Raw genomic sequence first — 23,630 nt, forward strand, 5'->3', positions numbered from 1 at the left:
CCTGTTTGCATGGACGGCCAGGGTCCCGCTATGCTGCGCGCCATGAAGCCCGCCGCCGTCCAGGAATTCTTCCGCCGCCTCAGCGCCGCCAACCCGGAGCCGAAGAGCGAGCTGGAATACATCAATCCCTACACCCTGCTGGTCGCCGTCGTGCTGTCGGCGCAGGCCACCGATGTCGGCGTCAACAAGGCCACCGGCCCGCTGTTCCAAATCGTCACCACGCCGCAGCAGATGGTCGATTTGGGGGAGGAGCGGCTGCGCGGCTACATCAAGACCATCGGCCTGTTCAACACCAAGGCCAAGAACGTCATCCGGCTGTCGGAAATCCTGATCGCCCAGTATGGCGGCGAGGTGCCGCGCGACCGCGAGGCGCTGGAAACCCTGCCCGGGGTCGGGCGCAAGACCGCCAACGTGGTGCTGAACGTCGCCTTCGGCGAGGAGACCATCGCGGTGGACACCCACATCTTCCGCGTCGGCAACCGCACCGGCCTTGCCCCCGGCAAGACGCCCGACGCGGTGGAGGCCAAGCTGCTGAAGGTGGTTCCCAAAGCCTACCGCCGGCACGCCCACCACTGGCTGATCCTGCACGGCCGCTACGTCTGCAAGGCCCGCAAGCCCGACTGCCTCGTCTGCCCGGTCAGCGACCTGTGCGGCTTCAAGGACAAGGTCCTGCCGGCCGCCGTGGTGTGAGGCGCGGCGCGATGTTTCCCGTGAAACGCCGGAAATCCCCGCAAAAAGAAAAAGCCCGGCGAGGGATCGATCCCCGCCGGGCTTGATCGCGAAACCGCGTTTAACGGCGTTTAGCCGTCGACCACGATGGGGTCGAGCGCAGCCGGCGCCGGGGCCGCTTCCGCCGGGACGGCGGGGGCCGCGGCCGGCTTGGCCGCCGGGGTGTATTTGCCGATCTCGCCGTTCAGCAGGGCGCCGGCCTCGACCGCCAGCTCGCCATACTTGATCGAGCCGTTGATCTTGCCGGTGGAGCGCACGGTCAGGCGGCCGCGCACGATGATGTCGCCCTCGAAGCGGCCGCCGATGTCGGCCTCGTCGATCTCCACGGCGCCCTTGAACAGGCCGGTTTCGGCGATCTCGATGGACCGGCCGTCGCGCAGCTTGGCCTCCACCGTGCCTTCCACGACCAGCACGTCACAGGACCCGATCTCGCCGTTCAGGGAGATGTCGCGGCCGACGATCAGGCGGCGCTGGTCACTGGCGAGCGGAGCGGTGGGCGCCGGGGCCGGAGCGACCGGCGCGGGGGCGGCGGCGGGCGCCGAAGCCGGGGCGCCGTACCCGTCGGGACGGCGCGGCGCGGCACCCGGCAGGTCGACGGTGCGGCGCGGAATGTCCGTCGGCTTGTAGCTCGAACCGGGGATCGGGGCGCCGGCCGGCGGCTTCGGGGTGCTCGTGTTCATCTCGGGTCCCTTGGAGGAAAACGGCTCGGGTTGCGGCGTGCGGCCGGCCGGGGCGGGGCCGGTCGGCGGATTCGTCGCGGACGGGTTGCTCAGGGAGGCGAGCGGCGACACCGCCGCCGTGGGTTCGGCGGCGCCCGCCTGCGGTGCGGCCGGGGTGGCCGGGTCGGCGCTTTGGGTCTTCGGCGCACCGACGGGCGGATTCTTTCGTCCGAACAGCATGAACGTTGATCCCCAGGTCAGTCAGGTCGTGAAGGTTGGCAGGTCGTCGAGGTCGGGTCATCGGAGGCGGTGTCGCATGACCGGGCCCGACCGACAGCAGCCAAAAGACCACCCCGCCGGGGTAACACGGTCATCCGGCCGGCCGCAAGTGGGCTTTGGTGCACGGTCGGGGCCGCACCGCACCGCGGTCCGTCACGGCCCTTCCCGGCGGGAAAGGCCGGTCATGGACCCCGTCATGGAATGGTAGATGTGGACCATGAAGGCGCTCGCGATCACCGGCACCAGCAGGTTGACGAAAGGAATTGTCGAAAGAAAGGCAATTACCGCACCAGCCAAAAATGGTTTCAACGGATTGGAGCGCCGCAGAAACCCCGCCTCCTTCCGTCCCATCCGCCGGATCGCCACCATCTCGAAATATTCGCGGCCGAGAAGATAGCCGTTGGCGGTGTAGAAGATCAGCAGGTTCAACCCCGGCACCATCAGATACAGGGGCAGGGCGAACAGATTGACCAGCAGGACGATGGCGAAAAAGCGCAGCGCGGTCAGCAGTTCTTCGCCAAGGCCGGTCTGGCGGGGTGGCGGCAACTGGGGATAGTGGCGACGCTCCACCGCCTGCACCACCTCGTCCAGGAAGAAGCTGGACACCATGCCGACCGTGGCGGGAAACAGCACCCAGGCCAGCACCAGCACGGCCAGCCCGCCCAGCACGTCCAGCACCCCGTCCACCCAGGCGTAGCCGGTCAGCGCCGTGTGGAACAGCGCCCACCACACCGCCCCGGCGAGCAGGGCGAAGGCCGCGATGGCGGACAGCACGCCGATCCACACGACGCGGCGGGACGCCGGGTCGGAAAGCTGTCCGATGGCGAGAAGCAGGGCGCGGATCATCCGGACTCTCTCTTGATGGGGCCGTTGCGGCCAAGCGACGCTTATCTACGACGGCGGGCCGTTCCATTCCAGGGGGCCTTGCGCCGCGCTTGAGATGTGAAGGCGGACCGCTATACTCGCGCCCGGTTTTCCTTCGCGGTCCAGACACCGCATTTCACCAGCAGCTCAAGGAGCGCCCATGGCCACGGCCGAATTCGACGTCACCGGCATCGGCAACGCCATCGTCGACGTGATCGCCCATGCCGACGACGCCTTTCTCGCGGCCAACGGCATCGAGAAGGGAGCGATGACGCTGATCGACGCCGCTCGCGCCGAGGAGCTGTACGGCCGCATGGGCCCGGGCATCGAGGTGTCGGGCGGCTCCGCCGGCAACACCATGGCCGGCATCGCCTCGCTGGGCGGCAAAGGCGCCTACATCGGCAAGGTCCACGGCGACCAGCTCGGCCAGGTCTTCCGCCACGACATCCGCGCCGCCGGCGTGCATTTCGAGACGGCGGCCGGCCATGGCGGCGCCCCGACGGCGCGCTGCCTGATCCTGGTGACGCCGGACGCCCAGCGTTCCATGAACACCTTCCTCGGCGCCTGCGTGGAGCTGGGGCCGGAAGACATCGACGAGGCGCTGATCGCCAACTCGCAGGTCACCTACCTGGAAGGCTATCTGTGGGACCCGCCCCGCGCCAAGGAGGCCTTCCGCAAGGCGGCGTCCACCGCCCATGATGCCGGGCGCAAGGTCTCGCTCTCGCTGTCCGACAGCTTCTGCGTCCACCGCCATCACGCGGAGTTCCTGGATCTCGTCGAGGGCCATGTCGACATCCTGTTCGCCAACGAGCATGAGATCACCGCCCTCTACAAGACCGACCGCTTCGAGGATGCGCTGGAGGCGGTGAAGCGCCTCGGCAAGACCGCCGCCCTGACGCGCAGCGAGAAGGGCGCCGTCATCGTCTCCGGTGGCGAGGTGGTCGAGGTTCCCGCATCCCCGGTCGCTCGCGTGGTCGACACTACGGGAGCCGGCGACCTCTACGCCGCCGGCTTCCTCTACGGCTTCACCCGTGGGATGGCCCCGGCGGTCTGCGGCCGCATCGGCGCGCTGGCCGCGGCGGAGATCATCAGCCATGTCGGCGCCCGTCCGGACGTCGTGCTGGCCGATCTGCTGCCGGATCTGCTGAAGGATGCAGGCGTTCCGGCCTGATTGCCGCAAGACGGCCTGTGAGGTATAAGCTGGCGGACCTTCCCGTCCGCCGGCTCCGCCCCCATGCAAGTCTATCTGCCGATCGCCGAGATGTCGGTCAACGCCCTGCTCGTGCTCGGCATGGGGGGGCTCGTCGGCTTTCTGTCCGGCATGTTCGGGGTGGGCGGCGGCTTCCTGATGACGCCGCTGCTGATCTTCATCGGCGTTCCGCCCGCCATCGCGGTGGGCACCCAGGCCAACCAGCTCGTCGCCGCCAGCGTCTCGGGCGTGCTCGCCCACTGGCGGCGCGGCAACGTGGATGTCAAGCTGGGCGTCGTCATGCTGCTGGGCGGCATGGTCGGCACGGTGGTCGGCGTCTGGATCTTCTCCATATTGCAGCGGATCGGCCAGATCGACGCGGCGATCACGCTGTCCTACGTCTTCTTCCTCGGCACCATCGGCACGATGATGATGGTGGAGGCCAGCCGCGCGCTGATCCGCCGCCGCGCCCCCACCGCCAAGCGGGGCAAGCTGCACCGCCACATGTGGCTGCACGGCCTGCCGCTGAAGATGCGGTTCCAGCGCTCCAAGCTCTACATCTCCGCCTTGCTGCCGGCCGGGATTGGGGCGGTCGGCGGGATGCTGGTGGCGATCATGGGCATCGGCGGCGGCTTCATGCTGGTGCCGGCGATGATCTATCTGCTGAACATGCCGACCGGTCTGGTGGCCGGCACCTCGCTGTTCCAGATCATCTTCACCACGGCGATGGCGACGCTGCTCCAGGCGGCGACCAACCAGACGGTGGACGTGATGCTGGCGCTGCTGCTGCTGATCGGCGGGGTGGTCGGCGCGCAGTTCGGCACCAAGGCCGGCGGCCGTCTGCGCGGCGAGCAGGCTCGCCTGCTGCTGGCCTCGCTGGTCGTCGCGGTGGCGCTGAAGCTCGCCTTCGATCTGGTGGTCGAGCCGAACGACGTCTTCACCATCTCGACGAGGATGTCGTGAGCGCTGTCCGCAAGGGCACCGGGCGGCTGTGGTCCGTCCGGATCGCCGGCGGGGTGGTGGGGCTTCTGGCGGGGGTGTTCCTGGCCGCCACGGTGTGGGCGCAGCAGCTCGTCGCCGACCTGTCCAGCCACCTGATCGCCATCACCACCGGCTTCACCGGGACGGAGGTCGTGCTGTTCGGCACCACCGACGGGGCGGGCGACGTCGCCATCGTGGTGACCGGCCCGCGCACCCCGGTCACGGTGCGCCGCAAGGAGCGCATCGCCGGCATCTGGATCAACGCGCGCAGCGTGCGGTTCGAGCAGGTGCCCGGCTACTACATGGTCGCGACGAACCGCCCGCTGGACCAGTTCGTCGGCCGCCCGGTGCTGGAACGCCACCAGATCGGCCTGCCGAACCTCCAGCTCGGCCCGCGCGAGCAGCTGGCCCCGGACCAGCTCGCCCTGTTCCGCTCCGCCCTGATCCGCAACAAGCAGCGGGCCGGGCTCTACGGCATCACGCTGGGGCAGGTGGCCTTTCTCGGCGAGCGGCTGTTCCGGACCAACATCTATTTCCCGGCCAACGTGCCCACCGGCCTGTACAATGTGGAGGCGCTGCTGATCCGCGACGGCGAGGTGGTCAGCGCCCAGACCACGCCGCTGGTGGTGTCCAAGGTCGGCTTCAGCGCGGAAATCTACGACTTTGCGCGCAACCAGCCGATGATTTACGGTGTTGCCGCGGTGATTGGCGCCATCGCCGCCGGCTGGCTGGCCGGCGCCATCTTCCGGAGGGTGTGACCCATGTCCGATCCGATTGCGACCGATCCGATTGCGACCGCTTCCACGACGACTGGTTCCATTTCGACCGGTCCGGCCGCTCCCGAACCGGATTCCACGGCCAAGCCGCCGGTCCGCATCTTCCTGGTCGTGGTGGATGAGAGCCCGGAGCTTCAGCTCGCCCTGCGCTACGCCTGCCTGCGCGCCCGCAAGTCGGGGGGCAAGGTGGCGCTGCTCTACGTCATCGAGCCGGGCGAGGTGCAGCAGTGGCTGGCCCTGGAAAACCTGATGCGCGAGGAGCAGCGCGCGGAGGCGGAGCAGAAGCTGCAGAAGCTGGCCCGCGACGTAAACCGCCTGACCGGCACCCTGCCGGCTCTGTACGTGCGCGAGGGCAACCGCCGCGACGAGGTGCTGGCCCTGATCGACGAGGAGCCGAGCATCTCCATCCTCGTGCTGGCCGCCGGCATCGAACCGGAGGGGCCGGGGCCGCTGATCTCCTACTTCACCAACCGCGGCCTCGCCAAGATGCGCATTCCGCTGACCATCGTGCCGGGCGGCATCGGCATCGACGCGCTGGACGCCATCACCTAAGAGCCTGTTTGAGAACTAGCGCAGAACACAACATATAGTAGGTGGTCTGAGGTTATTTCCCTATATGCTGCGGATTTTCCGCATTCTCAAACGGGCTCTAAGGCGTCTCAACGTCCGTAAAGGGCGGTGAGGCTGCGCTGGTCGATGTCGGACCGGTCGTCGGTCAGCACCGGGTGCCCGGCCAGTTCGGCGGGGGCCAGCGTCTCCAGGATGCGCGAGGCCGCGTACGTCGCACCCGGCGGAGCGGCGCGCAGGCGTACGCTCAGATCCTCGAGCGTACGCGCCTCCTTCGTGGCGATCAGCAGGTAATTCCCGCGCCCGGCATCAGCGACGTACACCGACGGGAAGACCGCCCCCTGCGTCGCCGCCAGCGGCCCGACCAGAGCGTCGCGGTCCATGGGGGAGGCGACGTTCATGACCAGCACGCCGCCCGGCGCCACCCGCCGCTCCACCGCCGCGAAGAACTCCCGGGTCGCCGTGAAGAAGGGGATCAGCGCGGTCGAGTAGAGATCGACGATCACCACGTCGTGCTGCTCCGGCGACCGCTCGACGTGGCGGCGGGCGTCCTCCACAGCGACGCGCACTTCGGGCCGCAGCCCGAACTTCTCGCGCGCCACCTCGACCACCGCGGGGTCCAGCTCCACCCCCAGGATGTCGGCACCGGGCCAGACGTCGAGAATCTCCTTGGCCGCCGCCCCGCCGGCCAGCCCAAGCACCAGGACGCGCGTGCCGTTTCCCAGGGCCGGAACGGCGGCGAACAGGTCGTAATAGAGGCCGGTCGGGCCGCCGTCCTTGCGCAGCCGCGACTGAGTCGCCCAGGCCACGTTCAGATGCAGGCGGATTTGCTCGGCGTCCTCCTGCACCATGATCGTGTTGTGCGGCGTCTCGCGGTAAAGGGCGAAGCCCTGCCCCTCGCCATGGCCGGCGGCCCAAGCCAGGGGAACCGCCAGGGCCGCGGCGGCAGCCACCCGTTTCCCACCCGGAACGAACAGGCAGGCGAGCGCCGGCAGCACCGCCGCCAGTGCATAGCCCGCCGACACCCCGACCTGCGGGATCGCGTAGAAGGAGGCGAAGAAGGTGCCGCCGATGCTGCCCAGCGTGCCGACTGCGTAGATCCGCCCCGCCGCCGCTGCACCGGTCAGGCTGCTCAAGCCCGCGCAGATCGGCGACACCATGGCCAGCGCGAAGGACGGCACTCCGAGGATCAGCGCCGCCCCGACGACCGACCCCTCCACCGCGTTGAAGCGGCCCGCGGCGTCGGCCAGCATCGGCTTGCCCAGCCAGGGCGTCAGCGCCGCCGCGGTGACCCCGGCCAGCAGGGCGGCGCGCAGCGCCGGCACCGCCTTCGGCCCGTCGCCGAGCTGCCCGCCGGTCCAGTAGCCGGCGGCCATGAAGGTCATCACCACGCCGATGACGGCGCCCCACTGATAGACCGAGTAGCCGAAATGCGGCGCCATCAGCCGTCCGCCGAGGATTTCCATCATCATCAGCGACCAGCCCGCCGAGAAGGCGGCGGCGGCCAGCGCGAAGGAGCGGAGGGACGGGCGGGCGGGGGAGGGATCGCGACCGCTCAAGGCCGGCGACCGGGGGTTCGTTGCAGCGCCCTATTCATCGGTCCCTTCATTGGTCCCTGTCTTCTCCTTCAGCCCATAGACTTCAATCGGGTCGTTCAGCCCCTTCACCGGGTGCCAGCCGACCGAGACGAGACGGCTGGCGCAGGCCTCGGCCACCTCGGCGGAGGTCAGGACGTTGCGCTCCAGGCGGCTGCACAGCCCCTCGATCCGGCTGACCAGATTGACCGCCGGGCCGATGACGGTGAAGTCCAGCCGGTTGGCGGAGCCGATGTTGCCGTACATGACCTCGCCCATGTGGAGCGCGATGCCGCAGCGCAGGGTCGGCTGGCCCCAGGCGGCGCGCTCGGCGTTGCGGGCGGCCATATCGGTCAGCGCCTCCTGCGCGGCGTCCAGCGCCTTGGTGCAGGCGGCGGCCCCGGTCGGGTCGCTCTCCTCCAGCGGGAAGATGGCCAGCATGGCGTCGCCGATGAACTTCATGATCTCGCCGCCGCGGCTTTCCACGGCGCCGCCCATGATCTCGAAATAGCCGTTCAGCAGGGCGATCAGCTCCTCGCGCGGCAGCCGGTCGGCCAGCGAGGTGAAGCCGCGCAGGTCGCAGTACCACAGCACGGCGCGGACGTTGGCGCCGGTGCCGCGGCGGATGTCGCCGGACAGGATGCGCGCGCCGGTGCGGTGGCCGACATAGGTGTCCAGCACCGTCGTCGCCAGCCGCCGCAGCGCCAGCGTCTCCAGCACCGCGCCCAGCGCCGGCAGCACGGCGTCGACCAGCGCCAGATCGGCGGTGGAGAAGCCGCCGGGCCTGTCGGTGGTGAAGCTCAGCACGTTGCGCCGTCCTCCGGCGAACAGCACGGTCATGGCGACATAGTCCGTCGCCCCCTGCGCTTTCAGCTCGGCGAAGACCGGGTATGGGTAGGGCGGCTCCATCTGCTCCAGCCGGTAGCGCAAGCCGTCGGCGCCGTCCTCGATCAGGGTGGCGAAGGGGCTGGTCAGATATTCGTCGCTGGTCTCGGTGCCGTGGGCGCGGGTGGCGATCTCCACCTGCTCGGCGTTGCGGCGCCAGAAGAAGGCGATGGTGCGGATCTGCGGGTGCAGCAGGGGCAGGGCGCAGACCGCGCGCAGCAGCGGGACGCCGGACGCCATCAGGCGCCGGCAGAACCGGTCCATCATCGGCTCGAAGCCGGGGGCGTGCCGGCCTTCGAGCAACAGCCATTCGACGACCTCCCGCGCGGCGTCGTCGATGGATGGGGCCCCAGGGATGGCCGCGGGAACGGCCGGTGCGGTGGCCGCGGGCGGTGCCATGCTCACGGATCGATAACCATAAAGATGCGATGCTTGATCTGTCGGCGGATTCTGCCCAAGTTTCGCCTACGCCGCCAGTGTTGTTCGGCGCCGATGGAGGATATCACCATGTTCATTCAGACCGAGCAGACGCCCAACCCGGCGACTCTCAAGTTCCTGCCGGGGCGTGACGTGCTCGGACGCGGCACCGCGGACTTCCCGTCCCGCGATGGTGCCGCCGCTTCGCCGCTGGCCCAGCGGCTGTTCGAGATCGACGGGGTCCAGGGGGTGTTCCTGGGCGCCGACTTCGTGACCATCACCAAGGCCGGCGACAAGGAGTGGTTCCTGCTGAAGCCGTCGATTCTCGGCGTCATCATGGAGCATTTCACCGCCAACCGCCCGGTGCTTCTGGAAGAGGCGGCCGGCGACGGCCACGTTGCCAGCGCGGACGACGACGAGATCGTCACCCAGATCAAGGAGCTGCTGGACACCCGCGTGCGTCCGGCGGTGGCCCAGGACGGCGGCGACATCACCTTCTACGGCTTCGAGGAAGGCGTGGTGTATCTGGAGATGAAGGGGGCCTGCTCCGGCTGCCCCAGCTCCACCGCCACGCTGAAGGCCGGCATCGAGAACATGCTGCGCCACTACATCCCCGAGGTGGTCGAGGTTCGCGCCGTCCGCTGACGGCGTCCACCGGACGGGCGTGGCCGGCACAGGCCGCGCCCGCCGGCGTGTCTCTCCGCTTACTCCGGCCGTTTTATTCCGGCCGTTTTATTCCGGAACGACGAACTGCATGCCCAGCCAGCGCCACCGTCCTTCGGGACCCGGCAGGGTGCAGTTCACGCGCGTGCGGCCCAGCGGGAAGGGGTCGCGGATGCGCACCTCCACCCGGTCCTCCGTCACGCGCTCCAGCGCCATCCGGCCCTGGCCGGCGGCGAAGCAGGCCAGCCGCGCGATGTCGCCGATCTCGTCCGAGACGGTGAAGCCGATCGACGGCGGGTTGACGGTCAGCAGCGGATCGTCGGGCGTCAGGTCGGTCACCGGCAGCGGCAGCGCGTTGGCGGCCAGCCGGAAGCGGTCGACGCTGCCGAAACTCTCGTTCATCACGAAGCGGGGCAGGGTCGCCCGGTCGGCCTGCGGGTGCAGGACGCCCGACTGCTGGCCGAAGGCGGCGGCGAAGCCCTGCTCCGTCACGATGGTCCGCAGCGCCGACGACACCTCGCCCTGCGGGTAGGCGAACAGGGTGGGGCGCTGGCCGGTCTCCGCCTGCAGCCGGTCGGCCATGCGGCGCAGATCCGCCTTCACCTCCTCGGCGGGGCGGGACACCAGCGACTGGGTGGAGGCGCCGAGCCCGCCGAGCGTGACCCCGGCGGCGGCGAGCTGCCGCACCTCCGCCCAGCTCATGTGGGCGGGCGACCCGCGGTCGATGGCGTCGGTCGCCACGAACAGGGTGAAGGGAAGACCCGCTGCCTTCAGCCGCGGCCACGCCTCGCGGAAGGCGGAGCGGCTGGCCTCGTCGATGGTGATCGCCACCGCCCGGTCGGGCAGCGGCGCGCCGCTGCGCAGCGCGTCCAGGATGCGGGGCAGGGGCAGGACCTGATAGTCGCCGTCCTGAAGCTCGTCCAGATGGGCTTCGAACTGGTCGATCCGGATGCTGATGGACGGGGTCTGGTCCTCGCCGAAGCGGTCGTAGGCGAAGACGACGGCGGTGTTCGCGGTTCCGTCTGCCGCAACGCCGGGGCTTCCCGCCAGGGCCTGGAAGGCCCAGGCGGCGGCCACGGCGAAGAGGGTGGCGGCGCGGCGGAACGGCATGGCGGCCTGTCGTGGGTCCGGAACGGTCGCGCGGCCGGACGAGGGTCCGGGCTGCGCCACGGCTGGTGTGGCACAGGCACGCCGCTGGGAACAAGTCCGCAACACATACTCTGTGCTTCGCGTGCTTTCGTGATGCAGCCTTGCAACAACCCCTATGACACTAGGCCTTATGGCGTCCGGCCGCGGAGCCGGTGCCCGCAGCCGGATCGCCAGGGGCCGGATCGACAGGGATCAGCCCATCATCAGCCCGCCCAGGGCCGCGTCGGTCAGCAGGGGGTAGCGCTGCTCGTCCGGCAGTTGATAGTGCCACCACTCGCAGCTGTAATGCCGCCAGCCCGCCGCCGTCATGACGCCGAGAAGGGCGGCGCGGTTGCGCTGCTGCTCCGTGGTCAGGTCGGTGCGGCCATGGTGGGACTGCTCGGTCATGTCGTCGAAGCCGGTGCCCATGTCCAGCGGGCGCCCGGACCCGTCGGCCAGCGTCAGATCCACCGCGACGCCGCGGGAATGGGTGGAGCCGCCCGACGGATCGGCGATGTAGGACGGATCGGGCAGCGCCCGCCACAAGGCCCATTGCGCCTCGACCGGGCGGAAGGCATCGTACAGCCGCAACCGGCAGCCGATGCCGCGGGCCAGCCGGATCGCCGCGCGCAGCGCCGCCGCCGCGTCGGGGTGCAGCAGGCAATGCGGGTGCCGGTAGATGGGGACCCCGGTCAGGTTGTCCGGCGTGGCGTACAGCAGCTCGATGTCGACGTCGAAGTCCGGTGGTGCGATGGGTGTGAGCATGATCCATGCCGTCAGGGAAGGTCGGGGCTGTCTATCACGCTCTTGACCCAGGCTTGAAGTGGGGCTTTGAAGATGGCGGATCTGACGACGCGTGTGAGGCGATGAGAGTTCTGGGACTGGACACGGCGACCTCCGGCTGTTCCGCCGCGCTGTGGGACGACGGCGCCGTCACCGTGCGGCGGCGCGAGCCGATGGCGCGTGGGCAGGCGGAAGCGCTGGTGCCCCTGGCGCAAGCGGTGATGACGGAGGCCGGCTGCGCCTTCGACGCGCTGGACCGCATCGCCGTGACCGTCGGGCCGGGCGCCTTCACCGGCCTGCGCATCGCGCTGGCGGCGGCGCGCGGCTTCGCCCTGGCCGCCGGGCTGCCGGTGGTCGGGATCACCAGCTTCGACGCGGTCGTTCATGGGTTGCCGGACGCGGAGCGGGACGGCCGCGCGGTGCTGGTTGCCGTGGATTCCCGCCGCAGCGAGCCGTTCCTGCAACTCTTCCACCCGGACCTGACGCCGTTCGGCGAACCGGCGATGCTGGAGCCCGCCGCGGTGCCGGGCTGGCTGGACGGGCTGCTTGCCGGTGAAGCCGGTGCCGTGCCATTGCTGATCGCCGGGGACGGGGCGGCCGCGCTGCGCCCGCTTCTGGAGGGGCGTGCCGACACCGCTTTCGCCGCCGGGCCGGGCACGCCCGACGCCGCCGTGGTCGCCGCCCTGGGCGCCCGGCGGGAGGTCGGTCTGCCGGCCCAGCCCTTCTACCTGCGCCCGCCTGACGTCTCCCTGCCGCGGAAGACGGCATGACGGCGGCCCCGCCCGAGCTGTCCAGCCCCCGGACGTCCCATCCGGTGCGGCTTCAGGCCGCCGGCCTCGCCGACGTCGCGGTGATCGCGGCCTTGCAGCAGGTCTGCTTTCCCGACGATCCCTGGAGCGGCGAGGCGGTCGCCAGCCTGATCGGCCAGCCCGGCTTCTTCGCCGCGCTGGCCTTGCGGGAGGGCGCGGAGGGCGACGATCCGGTCGGCTTCCTGCTGGCGCGGGTGGCCGCGGAGGATGGCGAAATCATCGCCGTCGGCGTCCGGGCCGACGCGCGGGGGCAGGGCACCGGGCGGCGGCTGGTCGCGGCGGCGCTGGACGGCGCCCGGGCGCTGGGCGCCACGGCGCTGTTCCTTGAAGTCGCCGAAGACAATGGTATGGCGCAATCCCTGTATAAATCTTGTGGTTTCTTTGCCGTTGGCCGTCGTCCCGGCTATTACCGCAGGGCGGACGGAAGGGTTGCCGCCCTGGTGTTGCGGTATTCGTACACCGACAAATAAACCTTAACCTTTCTGAATCCACAAACGGTGCACCCCGTCCGGCTCATCCGGATTTTCGGGCGTTACGGCGAGAATGGAGTGACCCAGTTCGGCTAAGGATCGGGGTACATTCTCCAAGGGTTCGCCAGCGTTCAGCCGGACTTCAAGCGTCTGCCCGGCCGCCATGCGCTCCACCGACAACTTGGTCTTGACGAAGGTTAACGGGCACACCTCGCTGGTGATGTCCAAAAACAAATCCGGAGATTTTTTTTCGTACACTGCTTCCTCTTTAAGAGCAAAGGATGGATATTGCACGCGGCCACAAACCTCTTTATATGGAGAGGAACGCCAAGCTGCGGAGCAAGCTTACATGAGCAATGGTAACCCTTCCAACGCGCTGTTGTCTCTGACCACGGAGATCGTGGCGGCGCATGTCTCGAACAATACAGTCGCTCTCGGCGATCTTCCGACGCTGATTGAGCAGGTGTACAAGTCACTCGCGAATGTCGGGACCGAGCCGGTTGCGACTGAGGAGCGTCCGCAGCCCGCGGTGCCCATCAAGAAGTCCGTTACTCCCGACTACATTGTATGCCTGGAGGATGGCAAGAAGCTGAAGATGCTGAAGCGCCATCTGAAGACGGCCTACGACATGTCGCCGGAGGAATACCGCGACCGCTGGGGCCTGCCGGCCGACTATCCGATGGTCGCCCCGAACTACGCCCGCCAGCGCAGCTCGCTGGCCAAGCAGATCGGTCTCGGCACCCGCGCCCGCCGCGGCGCGGCCTAAGATCCATCGGGCTTGTGCGTTGGTGTCCGGCGGACCGCCGCTGTTCGGTCCGCCCCGGAACCTCATCGCCCGCATGTGATCGTTTCTTCCTTCCCGCGTGATCATTGCCGTCCCGCCTTGCCGCCGTCCCCGTTCGCCGGGGCCGGACCTTGTGGCTTGCCCGGAGTCCGGGCTTGCCGGGGACGGGTTCGTCACGTCGCGGTTGACCGGCAACCGGCCATTCGTGTTATCCCTGTTCCGTGCCCGACCGGGCTCCGGAAGGAGAACCGGCGGTTGCCGCGACCCGAACAACGCCAGCGAAGCGTCGAGTATGGCTGATACAGGCACGGACCAGGGCAGCTCTTCGGATCTGCGCATGGGCTCCCTCGAAGTGCGGCTGGCCGAAAGCGCCGCCGAGATCGATTGGGCGCAGGCGCTGCGCTACCGCGTCTTCTACGAGGAGATGTCGGCGGTGCCGTCGCCGGACATGGCCGCGCGCCACCGCGACTTCGACGATTTCGACACCATCTGCGACCATCTGCTGGTCATCGACCACGCCCGCGGCGACGGCCCGGAGTCCGTGGTCGGCACCTACCGGCTGATCCGCCGCCCGGCGGCGGCCAAGGCCGGGCGCTTCTATTCCAGCGACGAATACGACATCGGGCGGCTGCTCAGCTATCCGGGCGAGATCCTGGAGCTGGGGCGGTCCTGCGTCGACGCCGCCTACCGCACGCGCGGCAGCAGCATGCAGCTGCTGTGGCGCGGCATCGCGGCCTATGTCTTTCACCACGACATCGCGGTGATGTTCGGCTGCGCCAGCCTGCCGGGCACCGACCCGGTGGCGATGGCCGAACCGCTCGCCTACCTGCATCACTTCCATCTGGCCCCGGAGGAGCTGCGTCCCGTGGCGCTGCCGGAACGCTATATCGGCATGGATCTGATGCCCCGCGAGCAGATCGATCCGAAGCGCGCGCTGACCGTTCTGCCGCCGCTGATCAAGGGCTATCTGCGGCTGGGCGGCTTCATCGGCGACGGCGCGGTGATCGATCACCAGTTCAACACCACCGACGTGTCGATCGTGGTGAAGACCGACCTGATCACCAACAAGTATTCCAAGCATTACGAGCGGCGCAGCCGCGACGCCCAGATCGCGTGATCCGCGATTGCATCAGGAGACGGGTGGCATGACGGCGGTGGATGCAACCGGTGCGCGCGCCCTGGGATCGCCGGTGCGCGGCGGCCTGCGTCTGGCGGTCTATCTGCTGTGGACGCTCCTGCTGGTCCCGGTGCAGGCGCTGGCCGTCGCTGTGCGCTCGCCGCTGCGCTTCCGGATACCGCGGTTCTACCACCGGGTCTGCGCCGCCATCCTGGGCATCGGCGTCGTGGTGCGCGGCGAGCGCGCCACGGACGGGCCGGTGCTGTTCGTTTCCAACCATTCCTCCTACCTCGACATCACGGTGCTGGGGTCGGTCATTCCAGGCTCCTTCGTGGCGAAGAGCGAGGTCGCCGGCTGGCCCTTCTTCGGGGCGCTGGCGAAGCTGCAGCAGACCGTCTTCGTGGAGCGCAAGGCCCGCTCCGGGGTGGAGAAGCAGCGGGACGAATTGGGCGCCCGCCTGGACGCCGGCGACAGCCTGATCCTGTTCCCCGAGGGCACCTCCAGCGACGGCAACCGCACGCTCCCCTTCAAGACGGCGCTGTTCGCGGTGGCCGCCCGGCGCATCGGGGACCGGCCGCTGACCGTGCAGCCGGTCAGCATTGCGCCGACGCGGCTGGACGGCATCCCGATGGGGATCGCCTTCCGTCCCTGTTACGCGTGGTATGGCGACATGGATCTCGCCCCCCATCTGTGGACGGTCTTCACGCTGGGCCGCATGACGGTGGAGGTGGAGTTCCATCCCCCGGTGACCATCGACGGCTTCTCCAGCCGCAAGGCCCTGGCCGATCATTGCCAGCGCGCCGTGGCGCGGGGCGTGGAGCGCGCGGTGTCCGGAAAGCCGCCGCCCCCCGCCGCAGCGTGACGGAAACGTTCCACACCGCGAAATGGGCCGCGAAATGAATGATCGGCCTGCGGGCACGATTGACTCGTTTTCCCGCAGTCGTGCTACCATATCGGCAAGGTGCGATGCCGCGACGCGGCGGGTCGCGCGCCGGATTGCGCCGCTTGGCCGGTGCCGTCCAGGCGCGCGTTTTTGCATTGGTCGCGATCGCGGCTGGCCAAGACACACTTGGCCGAATTCACGTTTGGTCCGGATCGTTCAGCGCTGTGGAAGGGATCGTTGAGTAAGAAGCTCTTCATCAAGACCTGGGGTTGCCAGATGAATGTCTATGACTCCGCCCGCATGGCGGATGTCCTGGCACCCCTGGGATACCGGCCGGTGGACGAGCCGGACGGCGCCGACATGGTGATCCTCAACACCTGCCACATCCGCGAAAAGGCCTCCGAGAAGGTGTTCTCGGAACTGGGCCGCCTGCGCCAGCTCAAGGACGTCAAGGCCGAGGTCGGCGATGGCCGGATGATCCTCGCCGTGGCCGGCTGCGTCGCCCAGGCCGAGGGCGAGGAGATCGTCGCCCGCGCCCCCTTCGTGGACATGGTGTTCGGGCCGCAGACCTATCACACCCTGCCGGAAATGGTGGCCAAGGCCAGCCGCAAGGCGGGCAGCGTGCTGAACACCGACTTCCCCGTGGAGTCCAAGTTCGACTTCCTGCCGGACGAGAGCGCCAGCCAGGGCGTTTCCGCCTTCCTGGCGGTGCAGGAGGGTTGCGACAAGTTCTGCACCTTCTGCGTGGTGCCCTACACCCGCGGCGCCGAGTTCTCGCGGCCCGGCGCCCAGATCGTGGCGGAGGCCCGGCGCCTCGTCGCCGGCGGCACGCGCGAGATCAACCTGCTCGGCCAGAACGTCAACGCCTGGCACGGGGAGGGGCCGGACGGCACCAGCTGGGGCCTCGGGCGGCTGGTCCGCGAATTGGCGGACATCGACGGGCTGGAGCGCATCCGCTACACCACCTCGCACCCGCGCGACATGGAGGACGACCTCATCCGCGCCCACGCCGAGGTGCCGCAGCTCATGCCCTACCTGCATCTTCCGGTGCAGGCCGGGTCGGACCGCGTGCTGGCGGCGATGAACCGCAAGCACACGGCGGACGACTACCGCCGCATCGTCGACCGGCTGCGCGCCGCCAAGCCGGACCTGGCGCTGTCGGGCGACTTCATCGTCGGCTTCCCCGGCGAGAGCGACGCCGACTTCGCGGCGACCCTGCGCCTCGTCACCGACGTCGGCTATGCCCAGGCCTATTCGTTCAAGTACAGCGCGCGTCCCGGCACCCCGGCGGCGCTGGAGCATGGCCAGCTGCCGGAGGACGTCAAGGACGCCCGTCTCGCCGCGCTCCAGCAATTGCTGAACGCGCAGCAGCAGGCCTTCAACCAGAGCTTCGTCGGGCGCACCGTGCCGGTCCTGTTCGACCGCGTCGGCAAGCGCGCCGGCCAGCTCCTGGGCAAGAGCCCCTATCTGCAGTCGGTGCACGCCGACGCCAGCGAGCGGCTTCTCGGCCGCACCGTCGAGGTGCGCGTCGACGCCGCCCATCCGAACAGCCTTGCCGGCAGCGTGGCGACCGCTGAATACCGCAGCTCCGCCACCGGCACGCAACCCGTGGAGGCGACCGTTTGAACGGCTTGCCCGATCAGCGCCCTGACCCGCGCTCCGATCAACGTCCCGATCAACGGATTGATCTGAACTTCGACGACAACCGGCTGCTGCCGATGCTGTACGGGGAGCATGACCGCCACCTCGCCCGCATCGAGAACCAGCTCGGCGTCTCCCTGATTTCCCGCGGCAACACGCTGACCATCGCCGGTCCGGCGGAATCGTCGGAAGCCGCCCGCTCGGCCATCGACGCCCTCTATGAGCGCCTCAAGCGCGGCATGACCGTCGGCACCGGCGAGGTGGACGCCGCCGTCCGCATGGCGACCGGCGTGGGCGGTGCGGTGCGCGACCAGAATCTGGCGACGCTCAGCCGGGGCGAGGTCGCGGTGCGCACCCGCCGCAAGGGCGCCATCACCCCGCGTTCCCCCATGCAGGCCGCCTATCTGCAGGCGCTGGCGGAAAGCGAGATGGTCTTCGGGCTCGGCCCGGCCGGCACCGGCAAGACCTACCTCGCCGTCGCGCAGGCGGTGGCGCTGCTGACCACCGGCCAGGTGGACCGCATCATCCTGTCGCGTCCCGCCGTCGAGGCGGGGGAGCGGCTGGGCTTCCTGCCCGGCGACCTCAAGGAGAAGGTGGACCCCTATCTGCGCCCGCTCTACGACGCGCTGCACGACATGCTGCCGGCGGAGCAGGTGAAGAAGCGGCTGGAGTCCGGCGAGATCGAGATCGCGCCGCTCGCCTTCATGCGCGGCCGCACGCTCGCCAACGCCTTCGTCATCCTGGACGAGGCGCAGAACACCACGCCCATGCAGATGAAGATGTTCCTCACCCGCCTGGGCGAGGGGGGCCGCATGGCGGTCACCGGCGACATCTCCCAGACCGACCTGCCGGCCGGCGCCAAGTCCGGCCTGCGCGAGGCGCTGGACATCCTGGAGGGGGTGGAGGGCATTCGCTTCGTCCATTTCACCGCCGCCGACGTGGTGCGCCACCCGCTGGTCGCGCGCATCATCCGCGCCTATGACCGTGTCGAGGGCGCCCGCGCCGAGGATGATCGCGCCCGGGCCGCCCGCGCCGACGGCCGGCGCAAGCCCGCCCCGGACGGGGAGGGAACACCGTGATGGCCGTCGACGTCGTCGTTTCACGTGAAGCGGGCGATTGGGCGGACAACGCCGAATGGCTGTGCGAACGCGCGGCGCTCGCCGCCCTGTCGGTCACCTACGACGAGGATGAGGGGCCGGCGGAACTGTCCGTCGTGCTGGCCGACGACGCGCTGGTGCACCGCCTGAACCGCGAATACCGCGGCAAGGACAAGCCGACCAACGTGCTGTCCTTCGCCCTGACCGAAGCGGAGGAGCCCGAACTGGGCGAGGACGCGCCGGTCATGCTGGGCGACGTGATCCTGGCCTGGGAGACTGTCGCCCGTGAAGCCGCCGAGCAGGGTAAAACACCTTCGGACCATATGACCCACCTTGTGGTGCATGGCGTTCTTCATTTGCTCGGGTATGATCACGAGACGGATGACGAGGCCGAGGAGATGGAGCAGCTCGAAACCGACGTGCTCGCGACCCTCGGAATCGCCGATCCCTACGCCGCCACGCGCTCTCCGCCCGGAGAGCCGAATTTGGACGAACAACCGCCGGACCGATGAGCGAGATTTCCGACAGTCGAACGCCCCGTGAAGACGGGGCCGAAGATCAGCAATCCTTGGGCCACCTGTTTCGCGGGTGGATGAGGACCGTTTTGGGGGGGCGCGACGACGCCACCCTGCGCGCCACGATCGAAGACCTGATCGAGGATCAGGACAGCGGCGAGGGATCGCTGGGGGCGGGCGAACGTGCCCTGCTCGCCAACATCCTGAAGCTGCGTGATCGCACCGTCGACGACGTGATGGTGCCCCGCGCGGACATCGTGGCGGTCGACGTGGACACGCCGTTCCCAGCCCTGGTCCAGCGCATGGCGGAGGAAGCCCATTCCCGCCTGCCGGTGTTCCGTGAAACGCTCGACGACGTCGTGGGCATGGTCCACATCAAGGACGTGCTGGTGGCGATGGCCAGCCGGACGCCGGTCGAACTCAAGGACATCGTGCGCGATCTCAGCATCGTCGCGCCCAGCATGCCGGTGGTCGACCTGCTGGTGCAGATGCGCCAGAAGCGCCAGCACATGGCGCTGGTGGTCGACGAGTTCGGCGGCATCGACGGCCTCGTCACCATCGAGGATCTCGTCGAGGAGATCGTCGGCGAGATCGAGGACGAGCACGACGAGGAGGCGACTCCCCATTTCGTGGAGCGCCCCGACGGCACGATCCTCGCCGATGCCCGCGTCTCCATCGAGGATTTCGAGGACCGCGTCGGCGCCTTCCTGACCGAGGAGGAGCGCGAGGAGGTCGACACGCTCGGCGGTCTCGTCGTTTCGCTGGCCGGACGCGTGCCCGGTCGCGGGGAAATGCTGACCCATCCCTCCGGGCTGGAGTTCGAGATCGTCGAGGCCGACCCCCGCCGCATCAAGCGGCTGCGCGTCCGCACCGCGCCCGCCGAGAATTCCGCCCTGGCCGAGGTCGGGTAAGCCCGGCAGGGATTTTCACCGCGAAGGCACGAAGGACACAAAGACGGCACAAAGAGGCTCTACCGCATCCCTGAAATCACGGGGGGAGCGGGGGGCCTCTTCGTGACGCTCTTCGTGTCGCCGTGCCTTCGTGGTGAATCGGTTTCCAGACCGGCGCTTGTCGCGACAGCCGTTACCGGCCCACCCGCATCCGGAGTGTCCTTCCCTTGACCGCCACCGACATGACGACCACCCCGGCCCGGCTGGGCCGCCTGTCCGCGGGTCTGGCCGGGCTGACCGGTTGGCGCCGGCTGCTGGCGGCGGCGGGGTTCGGCGGGCTGGCGACGCTGGCCTTGCCGCCGGCCGACGCGGTGCCGGTGCTGCTGATCGCCTTTCCGGGGCTGCTCTGGCTGCTCGACGGGGCGCGGACCAAGCGGCAGGCCTTCGCGGTGGGCTGGTTCTTCGGCTTCGGCCATCACCTGCTCGGCCTCTACTGGATCAGCGCGGCGCTGTTCACCGACATCGAACGCTTCTGGTGGGCGCTGCCGCTGTCCGCGGCGGGGCTGCCGATCCTGCTGGCGATGTTCACCGGCTTCGCCACGCTGCTGGTCTGGACGCTGAAAGGAAGGGGGCTGGGCCAAGGGCTGGGCCGGGTGTTCCTGTTCGCCGCCTCCTGGGCGCTGTTCGAATGGCTGCGCGGCCATGTCTTCACCGGCTTCCCGTGGAACCTCGTCGGCTATGGCTGGACGGGCGTCCTGCCGGTCCTTCAGGGCGTCTCGCTGATCGGCATCTATGGCCTCAGCCTGCTGACCGTGCTGGTGGCGTCGCTGCCGGCGGTGCTGGCCGACGCGGCGGTGCCGCGCCGTCGCGCCTGGGGGGCGCTGGCCATCGGGCTGGCGCTGTTCGCCGCGCTGGGCGCCTGGGGCGGTCTGCGGCTGGCCGGGGCGTCGGACGCGGCGGTGCCCGGCGTGCGGCTTCGGCTCGTCCAGCCGGCCATCGACCAGCGGCTGAAATGGGCGGCGGGCGAGCGGGTGCGCAACGTCCAGCAGCAGATGGAACTCTCCGCCGCACCTTCCACCGAACCCATCACCCATGTGATCTGGGCGGAGACCGCGGTGCCCCTGTTCCTCGACCAGGACGCCCGCCTGCGTCAGGCTCTCGGGTCGGTCACCCCGCCCGGCGGGCTGCTCGTCACCGGGGTGCCGCGCATGGAGGCCGGGCCGGAGGGCGAGCCGCTCTATTACAACAGCTTGGCGGCGGTGGACGGCAGCGGCGCCGTGACGGGGCGCTTCGACAAGTTCCACCTCGTGCCCTTCGGCGAATACATGCCGCTGCGCCGCTGGCTGCCGGTCGGGGCCATCGCCGGCAACGGGGCGGAGTTCTCCGCCGGGCCGGGACCGGTGTCGCTCGATCTCAAGGGCCTGCCGCCGGTCAGCCCGTTGATCTGCTACGAGGTGATCTTCCCCGGCGCCGTGCTGCCCGCCGCGCAGGACGGTGCGGCACGGCCGCGCTGGATGCTCAACCTGACCAACGACGCCTGGTACGGCAACACCGCCGGCCCGCACCAGCATTTCGCCATCGCCCGGACCCGCGCGGTGGAGGAGGGGATGCCGCTGGTCCGTGTCGCCAACACCGGCATCTCCGGCGTGGTGGACTCCCACGGCCGCGTCACAGCCATGCTTCCTCTTGGTTACAGGGGTGTGGTCGATGCGGCCTTGCCGGAAGCGCTGCCCGCCCCCACTCTCTACGGACGGGTGGGCGATGGCGCGTTTGGGTTGCTTCTTTTGACCTGTTTCGCGGTGGGCCTGCGCGCACGACATCGCAGTTAGCGCATCCGAGACTCTTTTTTCAATCACGCGCATCGGGAGCGCTCGGGCGCCCTTGACTGCATACATGGATATGTCGTATCAAGGTTGCACAACTGTTTCAGGGAATTAGAGCAATGCAAGCAACGCCAGCGCGGGGCCGCCGGGCCACTGCCGGCCGTCCCAAGACGGGAAAGCCGAACCCGATCGACGTTCACGTCGGCTCCCGCGTCCGGTTGCGCCGGACCCTTCTGGGCATGAGCCAGGAAAAGCTGGGTGAGGCCATCGGCCTGACCTTCCAGCAGGTGCAGAAGTACGAGCGCGGCGCCAACCGCATCGGCGCGTCGCGTCTGTTCGACCTCAGCCGCGTCCTGGACGTGCCGGTGTCCTTCTTCTTCGACGACATGCCGGCGGAAGCCGCCGCGGCTCCGGTCGACGACGAGGACGGCGCCGCCGCCGGCTTCGAGGAGCGTTCGGGCGGCTACGAGCCGGACCCGATGGCCAAGCGCGAGACGCTGGAACTGGTGCGCGCCTACTACCGCATCAACGACCCGTCGGTGCGCAAGCGCCTGTTCGAGCTGACCAAGGCCGTCGCCAATTCCGGCATGGTCGAAGCCGCCGAATAAAGGTTGAGAGACCCGAGCCGAGCAACCGGAAGCAATCCGGACGGCAGGATGATTGGGGAACGCGGCCCTCCGGCCCGTTCCCCGATGTTTTTTTTAGGCGAATTTCTGTTGCCTTCGCCCAACCACGGGGAGATCGCTTGACCTGGAACGCAAACCTTGTCACATACGACAAATGACTGGCTTTCCGTGGGTGCTGCGCTGGTCTCCCCTTATAATTCTGTAAAATAGCCCCCGTCCATTGCCGAGGTTCGTCGTGGCCAAGCTCAACTACGTGTTCACCAGCGAGTCCGTGTCCGAAGGCCATCCGGACAAGGTGTGTGACCGCATCTCCGACGCGATCGTCGATCTGTACCTGTCGCACGATCCCTACGCCCGCGTGGCGGTGGAGACGCTGGCGACCACCAACCAGATCGTTCTGGCCGGTGAGGTGCGCGGGCCGGAAAGCATCACCCCCGACATGCTGGTCCAGGTGGCCCGCGCCGCGGTGAAGGACATCGGATACGAGCAGGACGGCTTCCATTGGGAGAAGATGGACGTCAAGTGCTTCGTCCATTCGCAGTCCGCCGACATCGCGGTCGGTGTTGACGCCGCCGGTGAGAAGGACGAGGGGGCCGGCGACCAGGGCATCATGTTCGGCTACGCCTGCAACGAGACCCCGGCCCTGATGCCGGCGCCGATCTACTACAGCCACGCCATCCTGAAGTCGCTGGCCGAGGCCCGCCACTCCGGCGCCGCCCCGCAGCTCGGCCCCGACGCCAAGAGCCAGGTGACGCTGCAGTACGAGAACGGCAAGCCGGTGCGCGCCACCGCGGTGGTCGTCTCCACCCAGCACGCCGACGGCCTGACCCAGGAGGAGGTGCGCGAGATCGTCCGTCCGCACGTCATCAACTGCCTGCCGGCGGGCTGGATGTGCGACGAGGCGAGCTTCTACGTCAACCCGACCGGCCGCTTCGTCATCGGCGGCCCGGACGGCGACGCCGGCCTGACCGGTCGCAAGATCATCGTGGACACCTACGGCGGTGCCGCCCCGCACGGCGGCGGCGCCTTCTCCGGCAAGGACCCGACCAAGGTCGACCGTTCCGCCGCCTACGCCGCGCGTTACCTCGCCAAGAACGTGGTCGCCGCCGGCCTGGCCGAGCGTTGCACGATCCAGCTCTCCTACGCCATCGGCGTGTCCAAGCCGCTGTCGGTCTATGTCGACACCCACGGCACCGGCACGGTGGACGAGGACAAGCTGTCGGAGGTGCTGCAGAAGCTGGTGGACCTCAGCCCGCGCGGCATCCGCACGCATCTGGGCCTGAACCGTCCGGTCTACGCGCGCACCGCCGCCTACGGCCATTTCGGCCGCGAGGCGGAGGCCGACGGCGGCTTCTCCTGGGAGAAGACCGACCTCGTCAACGACCTGCGCACCGCTTTCTTCTAAGAAGCGGCTTCTTCCAAGACCGGACCCGTTCGTCCGGGACGTAGGGGCCACACGGCCCCTGCGTTCGTTTTGGGAC

25 protein-coding genes are annotated in these 23,630 nt (G+C 69.0%); 18 read left to right on the top strand and 7 right to left on the bottom strand.

Going from position 1 to position 23,630, the window contains the following annotated elements; genetic code table 11:
- The first annotated feature begins 30 nt into the window (after positions 1-30).
- Positions 31-690 (top strand): endonuclease III, encoded by a 660-nt coding sequence (gene nth / locus ACWPN7_RS18520; RefSeq protein ID WP_247881595.1) that lies wholly within the window; start codon positions 31-33, stop codon positions 688-690.
- Between the two features lie 110 nt (positions 691-800).
- Here the strand turns inward: nth and ACWPN7_RS18525 are convergent, their stop codons facing one another.
- Together ACWPN7_RS18525 and ACWPN7_RS18530 are read right to left on the bottom strand one after the other, a co-directional pair.
- Complete coding sequence (locus ACWPN7_RS18525) at positions 801-1,628, bottom strand: bactofilin family protein (protein ID WP_038530265.1); 828 nt, start codon at positions 1,626-1,628, stop codon at positions 801-803.
- Between the two features lie 192 nt (positions 1,629-1,820).
- Positions 1,821-2,513, bottom strand: coding sequence for an EI24 domain-containing protein (locus tag ACWPN7_RS18530; protein WP_038530267.1), 693 nt, complete (start codon positions 2,511-2,513; stop codon positions 1,821-1,823).
- Positions 2,514-2,691: 178 nt separating this feature from the next.
- Here ACWPN7_RS18530 and ACWPN7_RS18535 point away from each other — a divergent pair, with 178 nt between their 5' ends.
- The 4 genes from ACWPN7_RS18535 (at position 2,692) to ACWPN7_RS18550 (ending at position 6,029) form a co-directional block, all read left to right on the top strand.
- Complete coding sequence (locus ACWPN7_RS18535; RefSeq protein WP_407823538.1) at positions 2,692-3,702, top strand: adenosine kinase; 1,011 nt, start codon at positions 2,692-2,694, stop codon at positions 3,700-3,702.
- Positions 3,703-3,765: 63 nt separating this feature from the next.
- Entirely contained in the window at positions 3,766-4,683 is a 918-nt protein-coding gene (locus ACWPN7_RS18540) for a sulfite exporter TauE/SafE family protein (RefSeq protein WP_014238878.1), read from the top strand.
- A complete protein-coding gene (locus ACWPN7_RS18545) occupies positions 4,680-5,459 on the top strand; it encodes a TIGR02186 family protein (RefSeq protein WP_038530271.1) in 780 nt (259 codons plus the stop codon). Before ACWPN7_RS18540 ends, ACWPN7_RS18545 begins: the two co-directional genes overlap by 4 nt.
- A 3-nt stretch (positions 5,460-5,462) precedes the next feature.
- The gene (locus ACWPN7_RS18550) at positions 5,463-6,029 is read left to right on the top strand and encodes a universal stress protein (protein ID WP_407823537.1); all 567 of its coding nucleotides are present in this window, start codon (positions 5,463-5,465) and stop codon (positions 6,027-6,029) included.
- Positions 6,030-6,136: 107 nt separating this feature from the next.
- On the opposite strand, the gene ACWPN7_RS18555 is transcribed toward ACWPN7_RS18550, so the two are convergent.
- Positions 6,137-7,603 carry a fused MFS/spermidine synthase gene (locus tag ACWPN7_RS18555; RefSeq protein ID WP_459196125.1) on the bottom strand — a complete coding sequence of 489 codons (1,467 nt, stop codon included), beginning with the start codon at positions 7,601-7,603 and terminating at the stop codon, positions 6,137-6,139.
- 30 nt (positions 7,604-7,633) lie between these two features.
- Positions 7,634-8,902, bottom strand: coding sequence for an adenylate/guanylate cyclase domain-containing protein (locus tag ACWPN7_RS18560; RefSeq protein ID WP_456525340.1), 1,269 nt, complete (start codon positions 8,900-8,902; stop codon positions 7,634-7,636).
- 108 nt (positions 8,903-9,010) lie between these two features.
- Between ACWPN7_RS18560 and ACWPN7_RS18565 the strand changes: the two genes are divergently transcribed.
- The gene (locus ACWPN7_RS18565) at positions 9,011-9,565 is read left to right on the top strand and encodes a NifU family protein (RefSeq protein WP_149650030.1); all 555 of its coding nucleotides are present in this window, start codon (positions 9,011-9,013) and stop codon (positions 9,563-9,565) included.
- A gap of 87 nt (positions 9,566-9,652) precedes the next feature.
- On the opposite strand, the gene ACWPN7_RS18570 is transcribed toward ACWPN7_RS18565, so the two are convergent.
- Positions 9,653-10,693: a polysaccharide deacetylase family protein gene (locus ACWPN7_RS18570; protein WP_492273407.1), complete on the bottom strand. Its 1,041-nt coding sequence runs from the start codon at positions 10,691-10,693 to the stop codon at positions 9,653-9,655.
- 231 nt (positions 10,694-10,924) lie between these two features.
- Positions 10,925-11,476, bottom strand: a complete 552-nt coding sequence (gene ddpX / locus ACWPN7_RS18575) for a D-alanyl-D-alanine dipeptidase (RefSeq protein WP_103039957.1) — start codon at positions 11,474-11,476, stop codon at positions 10,925-10,927.
- Between the two features lie 101 nt (positions 11,477-11,577).
- Here ddpX and tsaB point away from each other — a divergent pair, with 101 nt between their 5' ends.
- Entirely contained in the window at positions 11,578-12,264 is a 687-nt protein-coding gene (gene tsaB / locus ACWPN7_RS18580; protein WP_459196123.1) for a tRNA (adenosine(37)-N6)-threonylcarbamoyltransferase complex dimerization subunit type 1 TsaB, read from the top strand.
- Entirely contained in the window at positions 12,261-12,773 is a 513-nt protein-coding gene (locus tag ACWPN7_RS18585; protein WP_149650033.1) for a GNAT family N-acetyltransferase, read from the top strand. Before tsaB ends, ACWPN7_RS18585 begins: the two co-directional genes overlap by 4 nt.
- Before the next feature lie 3 nt (positions 12,774-12,776).
- On the opposite strand, the gene ACWPN7_RS18590 is transcribed toward ACWPN7_RS18585, so the two are convergent.
- The gene (locus ACWPN7_RS18590) at positions 12,777-13,067 is read right to left on the bottom strand and encodes a sulfurtransferase TusA family protein (RefSeq protein ID WP_014238868.1); all 291 of its coding nucleotides are present in this window, start codon (positions 13,065-13,067) and stop codon (positions 12,777-12,779) included.
- A gap of 55 nt (positions 13,068-13,122) precedes the next feature.
- Between ACWPN7_RS18590 and ACWPN7_RS18595 the strand changes: the two genes are divergently transcribed.
- The 10 genes from ACWPN7_RS18595 to metK all read left to right on the top strand — a co-directional run bounded on the left by ACWPN7_RS18595 (position 13,123) and on the right by metK (position 23,554).
- The gene (locus ACWPN7_RS18595; protein ID WP_014238866.1) at positions 13,123-13,539 is read left to right on the top strand and encodes a Ros/MucR family transcriptional regulator; all 417 of its coding nucleotides are present in this window, start codon (positions 13,123-13,125) and stop codon (positions 13,537-13,539) included.
- Between the two features lie 310 nt (positions 13,540-13,849).
- A complete protein-coding gene (locus ACWPN7_RS18600; RefSeq protein WP_349619016.1) occupies positions 13,850-14,674 on the top strand; it encodes a GNAT family N-acetyltransferase in 825 nt (274 codons plus the stop codon).
- 28 nt (positions 14,675-14,702) lie between these two features.
- Positions 14,703-15,536: a lysophospholipid acyltransferase family protein gene (locus tag ACWPN7_RS18605; protein ID WP_014238864.1), complete on the top strand. Its 834-nt coding sequence runs from the start codon at positions 14,703-14,705 to the stop codon at positions 15,534-15,536.
- A gap of 258 nt (positions 15,537-15,794) precedes the next feature.
- Entirely contained in the window at positions 15,795-17,183 is a 1,389-nt protein-coding gene (gene miaB, locus ACWPN7_RS18610; RefSeq protein WP_459196122.1) for a tRNA (N6-isopentenyl adenosine(37)-C2)-methylthiotransferase MiaB, read from the top strand.
- Positions 17,184-17,188: 5 nt separating this feature from the next.
- A complete protein-coding gene (locus ACWPN7_RS18615) occupies positions 17,189-18,277 on the top strand; it encodes a PhoH family protein (RefSeq protein WP_137104264.1) in 1,089 nt (362 codons plus the stop codon).
- On the top strand, positions 18,277-18,807 hold the full coding sequence (ybeY, locus tag ACWPN7_RS18620) for an rRNA maturation RNase YbeY (protein WP_014238860.1): 531 nt from the start codon (positions 18,277-18,279) through the stop codon (positions 18,805-18,807). Before ACWPN7_RS18615 ends, ybeY begins: the two co-directional genes overlap by 1 nt.
- Complete coding sequence (locus ACWPN7_RS18625) at positions 18,804-19,721, top strand: hemolysin family protein (RefSeq protein WP_038530302.1); 918 nt, start codon at positions 18,804-18,806, stop codon at positions 19,719-19,721. The genes ybeY and ACWPN7_RS18625 overlap by 4 nt, the downstream gene beginning before the upstream one ends.
- A 206-nt stretch (positions 19,722-19,927) precedes the next feature.
- On the top strand, positions 19,928-21,529 hold the full coding sequence (lnt, locus tag ACWPN7_RS18630) for an apolipoprotein N-acyltransferase (protein ID WP_407823529.1): 1,602 nt from the start codon (positions 19,928-19,930) through the stop codon (positions 21,527-21,529).
- 113 nt (positions 21,530-21,642) lie between these two features.
- Positions 21,643-22,131 (top strand): helix-turn-helix domain-containing protein, encoded by a 489-nt coding sequence (locus ACWPN7_RS18635; RefSeq protein ID WP_038530305.1) that lies wholly within the window; start codon positions 21,643-21,645, stop codon positions 22,129-22,131.
- 253 nt (positions 22,132-22,384) lie between these two features.
- On the top strand, positions 22,385-23,554 hold the full coding sequence (metK, locus tag ACWPN7_RS18640; RefSeq protein WP_038530307.1) for a methionine adenosyltransferase: 1,170 nt from the start codon (positions 22,385-22,387) through the stop codon (positions 23,552-23,554).
- The last annotated feature ends 76 nt before the right edge of the window (positions 23,555-23,630 follow it).

The organism is Azospirillum sp. UENF 312511 (assembly GCF_058780635.1).

Excerpts from the sequence above, each read along its gene's own strand:
- nth (WP_247881595.1), top strand. The coding sequence starts at position 31 with ATGCTGCGCGCCATGAAGCCCGCCGCCGTCCAGGAATTCTTCCGCCGC.
- ACWPN7_RS18525 (WP_038530265.1), bottom strand. The coding sequence starts at position 1,628 with ATGCTGTTCGGACGAAAGAATCCGCCCGTCGGTGCGCCGAAGACCCAA.
- ACWPN7_RS18530 (WP_038530267.1), bottom strand. The coding sequence starts at position 2,513 with ATGATCCGCGCCCTGCTTCTCGCCATCGGACAGCTTTCCGACCCGGCG.
- ACWPN7_RS18535 (WP_407823538.1), top strand. The coding sequence starts at position 2,692 with ATGGCCACGGCCGAATTCGACGTCACCGGCATCGGCAACGCCATCGTC.
- ACWPN7_RS18540 (WP_014238878.1), top strand. The coding sequence starts at position 3,766 with ATGCAAGTCTATCTGCCGATCGCCGAGATGTCGGTCAACGCCCTGCTC.
- ACWPN7_RS18550 (WP_407823537.1), top strand. The coding sequence starts at position 5,463 with ATGTCCGATCCGATTGCGACCGATCCGATTGCGACCGCTTCCACGACG.
- ACWPN7_RS18560 (WP_456525340.1), bottom strand. The coding sequence starts at position 8,902 with ATGGCACCGCCCGCGGCCACCGCACCGGCCGTTCCCGCGGCCATCCCT.
- ACWPN7_RS18565 (WP_149650030.1), top strand. The coding sequence starts at position 9,011 with ATGTTCATTCAGACCGAGCAGACGCCCAACCCGGCGACTCTCAAGTTC.
- ACWPN7_RS18570 (WP_492273407.1), bottom strand. The coding sequence starts at position 10,693 with ATGCCGTTCCGCCGCGCCGCCACCCTCTTCGCCGTGGCCGCCGCCTGG.
- ddpX (WP_103039957.1), bottom strand. The coding sequence starts at position 11,476 with ATGCTCACACCCATCGCACCACCGGACTTCGACGTCGACATCGAGCTG.
- tsaB (WP_459196123.1), top strand. The coding sequence starts at position 11,578 with ATGAGAGTTCTGGGACTGGACACGGCGACCTCCGGCTGTTCCGCCGCG.
- ACWPN7_RS18585 (WP_149650033.1), top strand. The coding sequence starts at position 12,261 with ATGACGGCGGCCCCGCCCGAGCTGTCCAGCCCCCGGACGTCCCATCCG.
- ACWPN7_RS18595 (WP_014238866.1), top strand. The coding sequence starts at position 13,123 with ATGAGCAATGGTAACCCTTCCAACGCGCTGTTGTCTCTGACCACGGAG.
- ACWPN7_RS18600 (WP_349619016.1), top strand. The coding sequence starts at position 13,850 with ATGGCTGATACAGGCACGGACCAGGGCAGCTCTTCGGATCTGCGCATG.
- ACWPN7_RS18605 (WP_014238864.1), top strand. The coding sequence starts at position 14,703 with ATGACGGCGGTGGATGCAACCGGTGCGCGCGCCCTGGGATCGCCGGTG.
- ybeY (WP_014238860.1), top strand. The coding sequence starts at position 18,277 with ATGGCCGTCGACGTCGTCGTTTCACGTGAAGCGGGCGATTGGGCGGAC.
- ACWPN7_RS18625 (WP_038530302.1), top strand. The coding sequence starts at position 18,804 with ATGAGCGAGATTTCCGACAGTCGAACGCCCCGTGAAGACGGGGCCGAA.
- ACWPN7_RS18635 (WP_038530305.1), top strand. The coding sequence starts at position 21,643 with ATGCAAGCAACGCCAGCGCGGGGCCGCCGGGCCACTGCCGGCCGTCCC.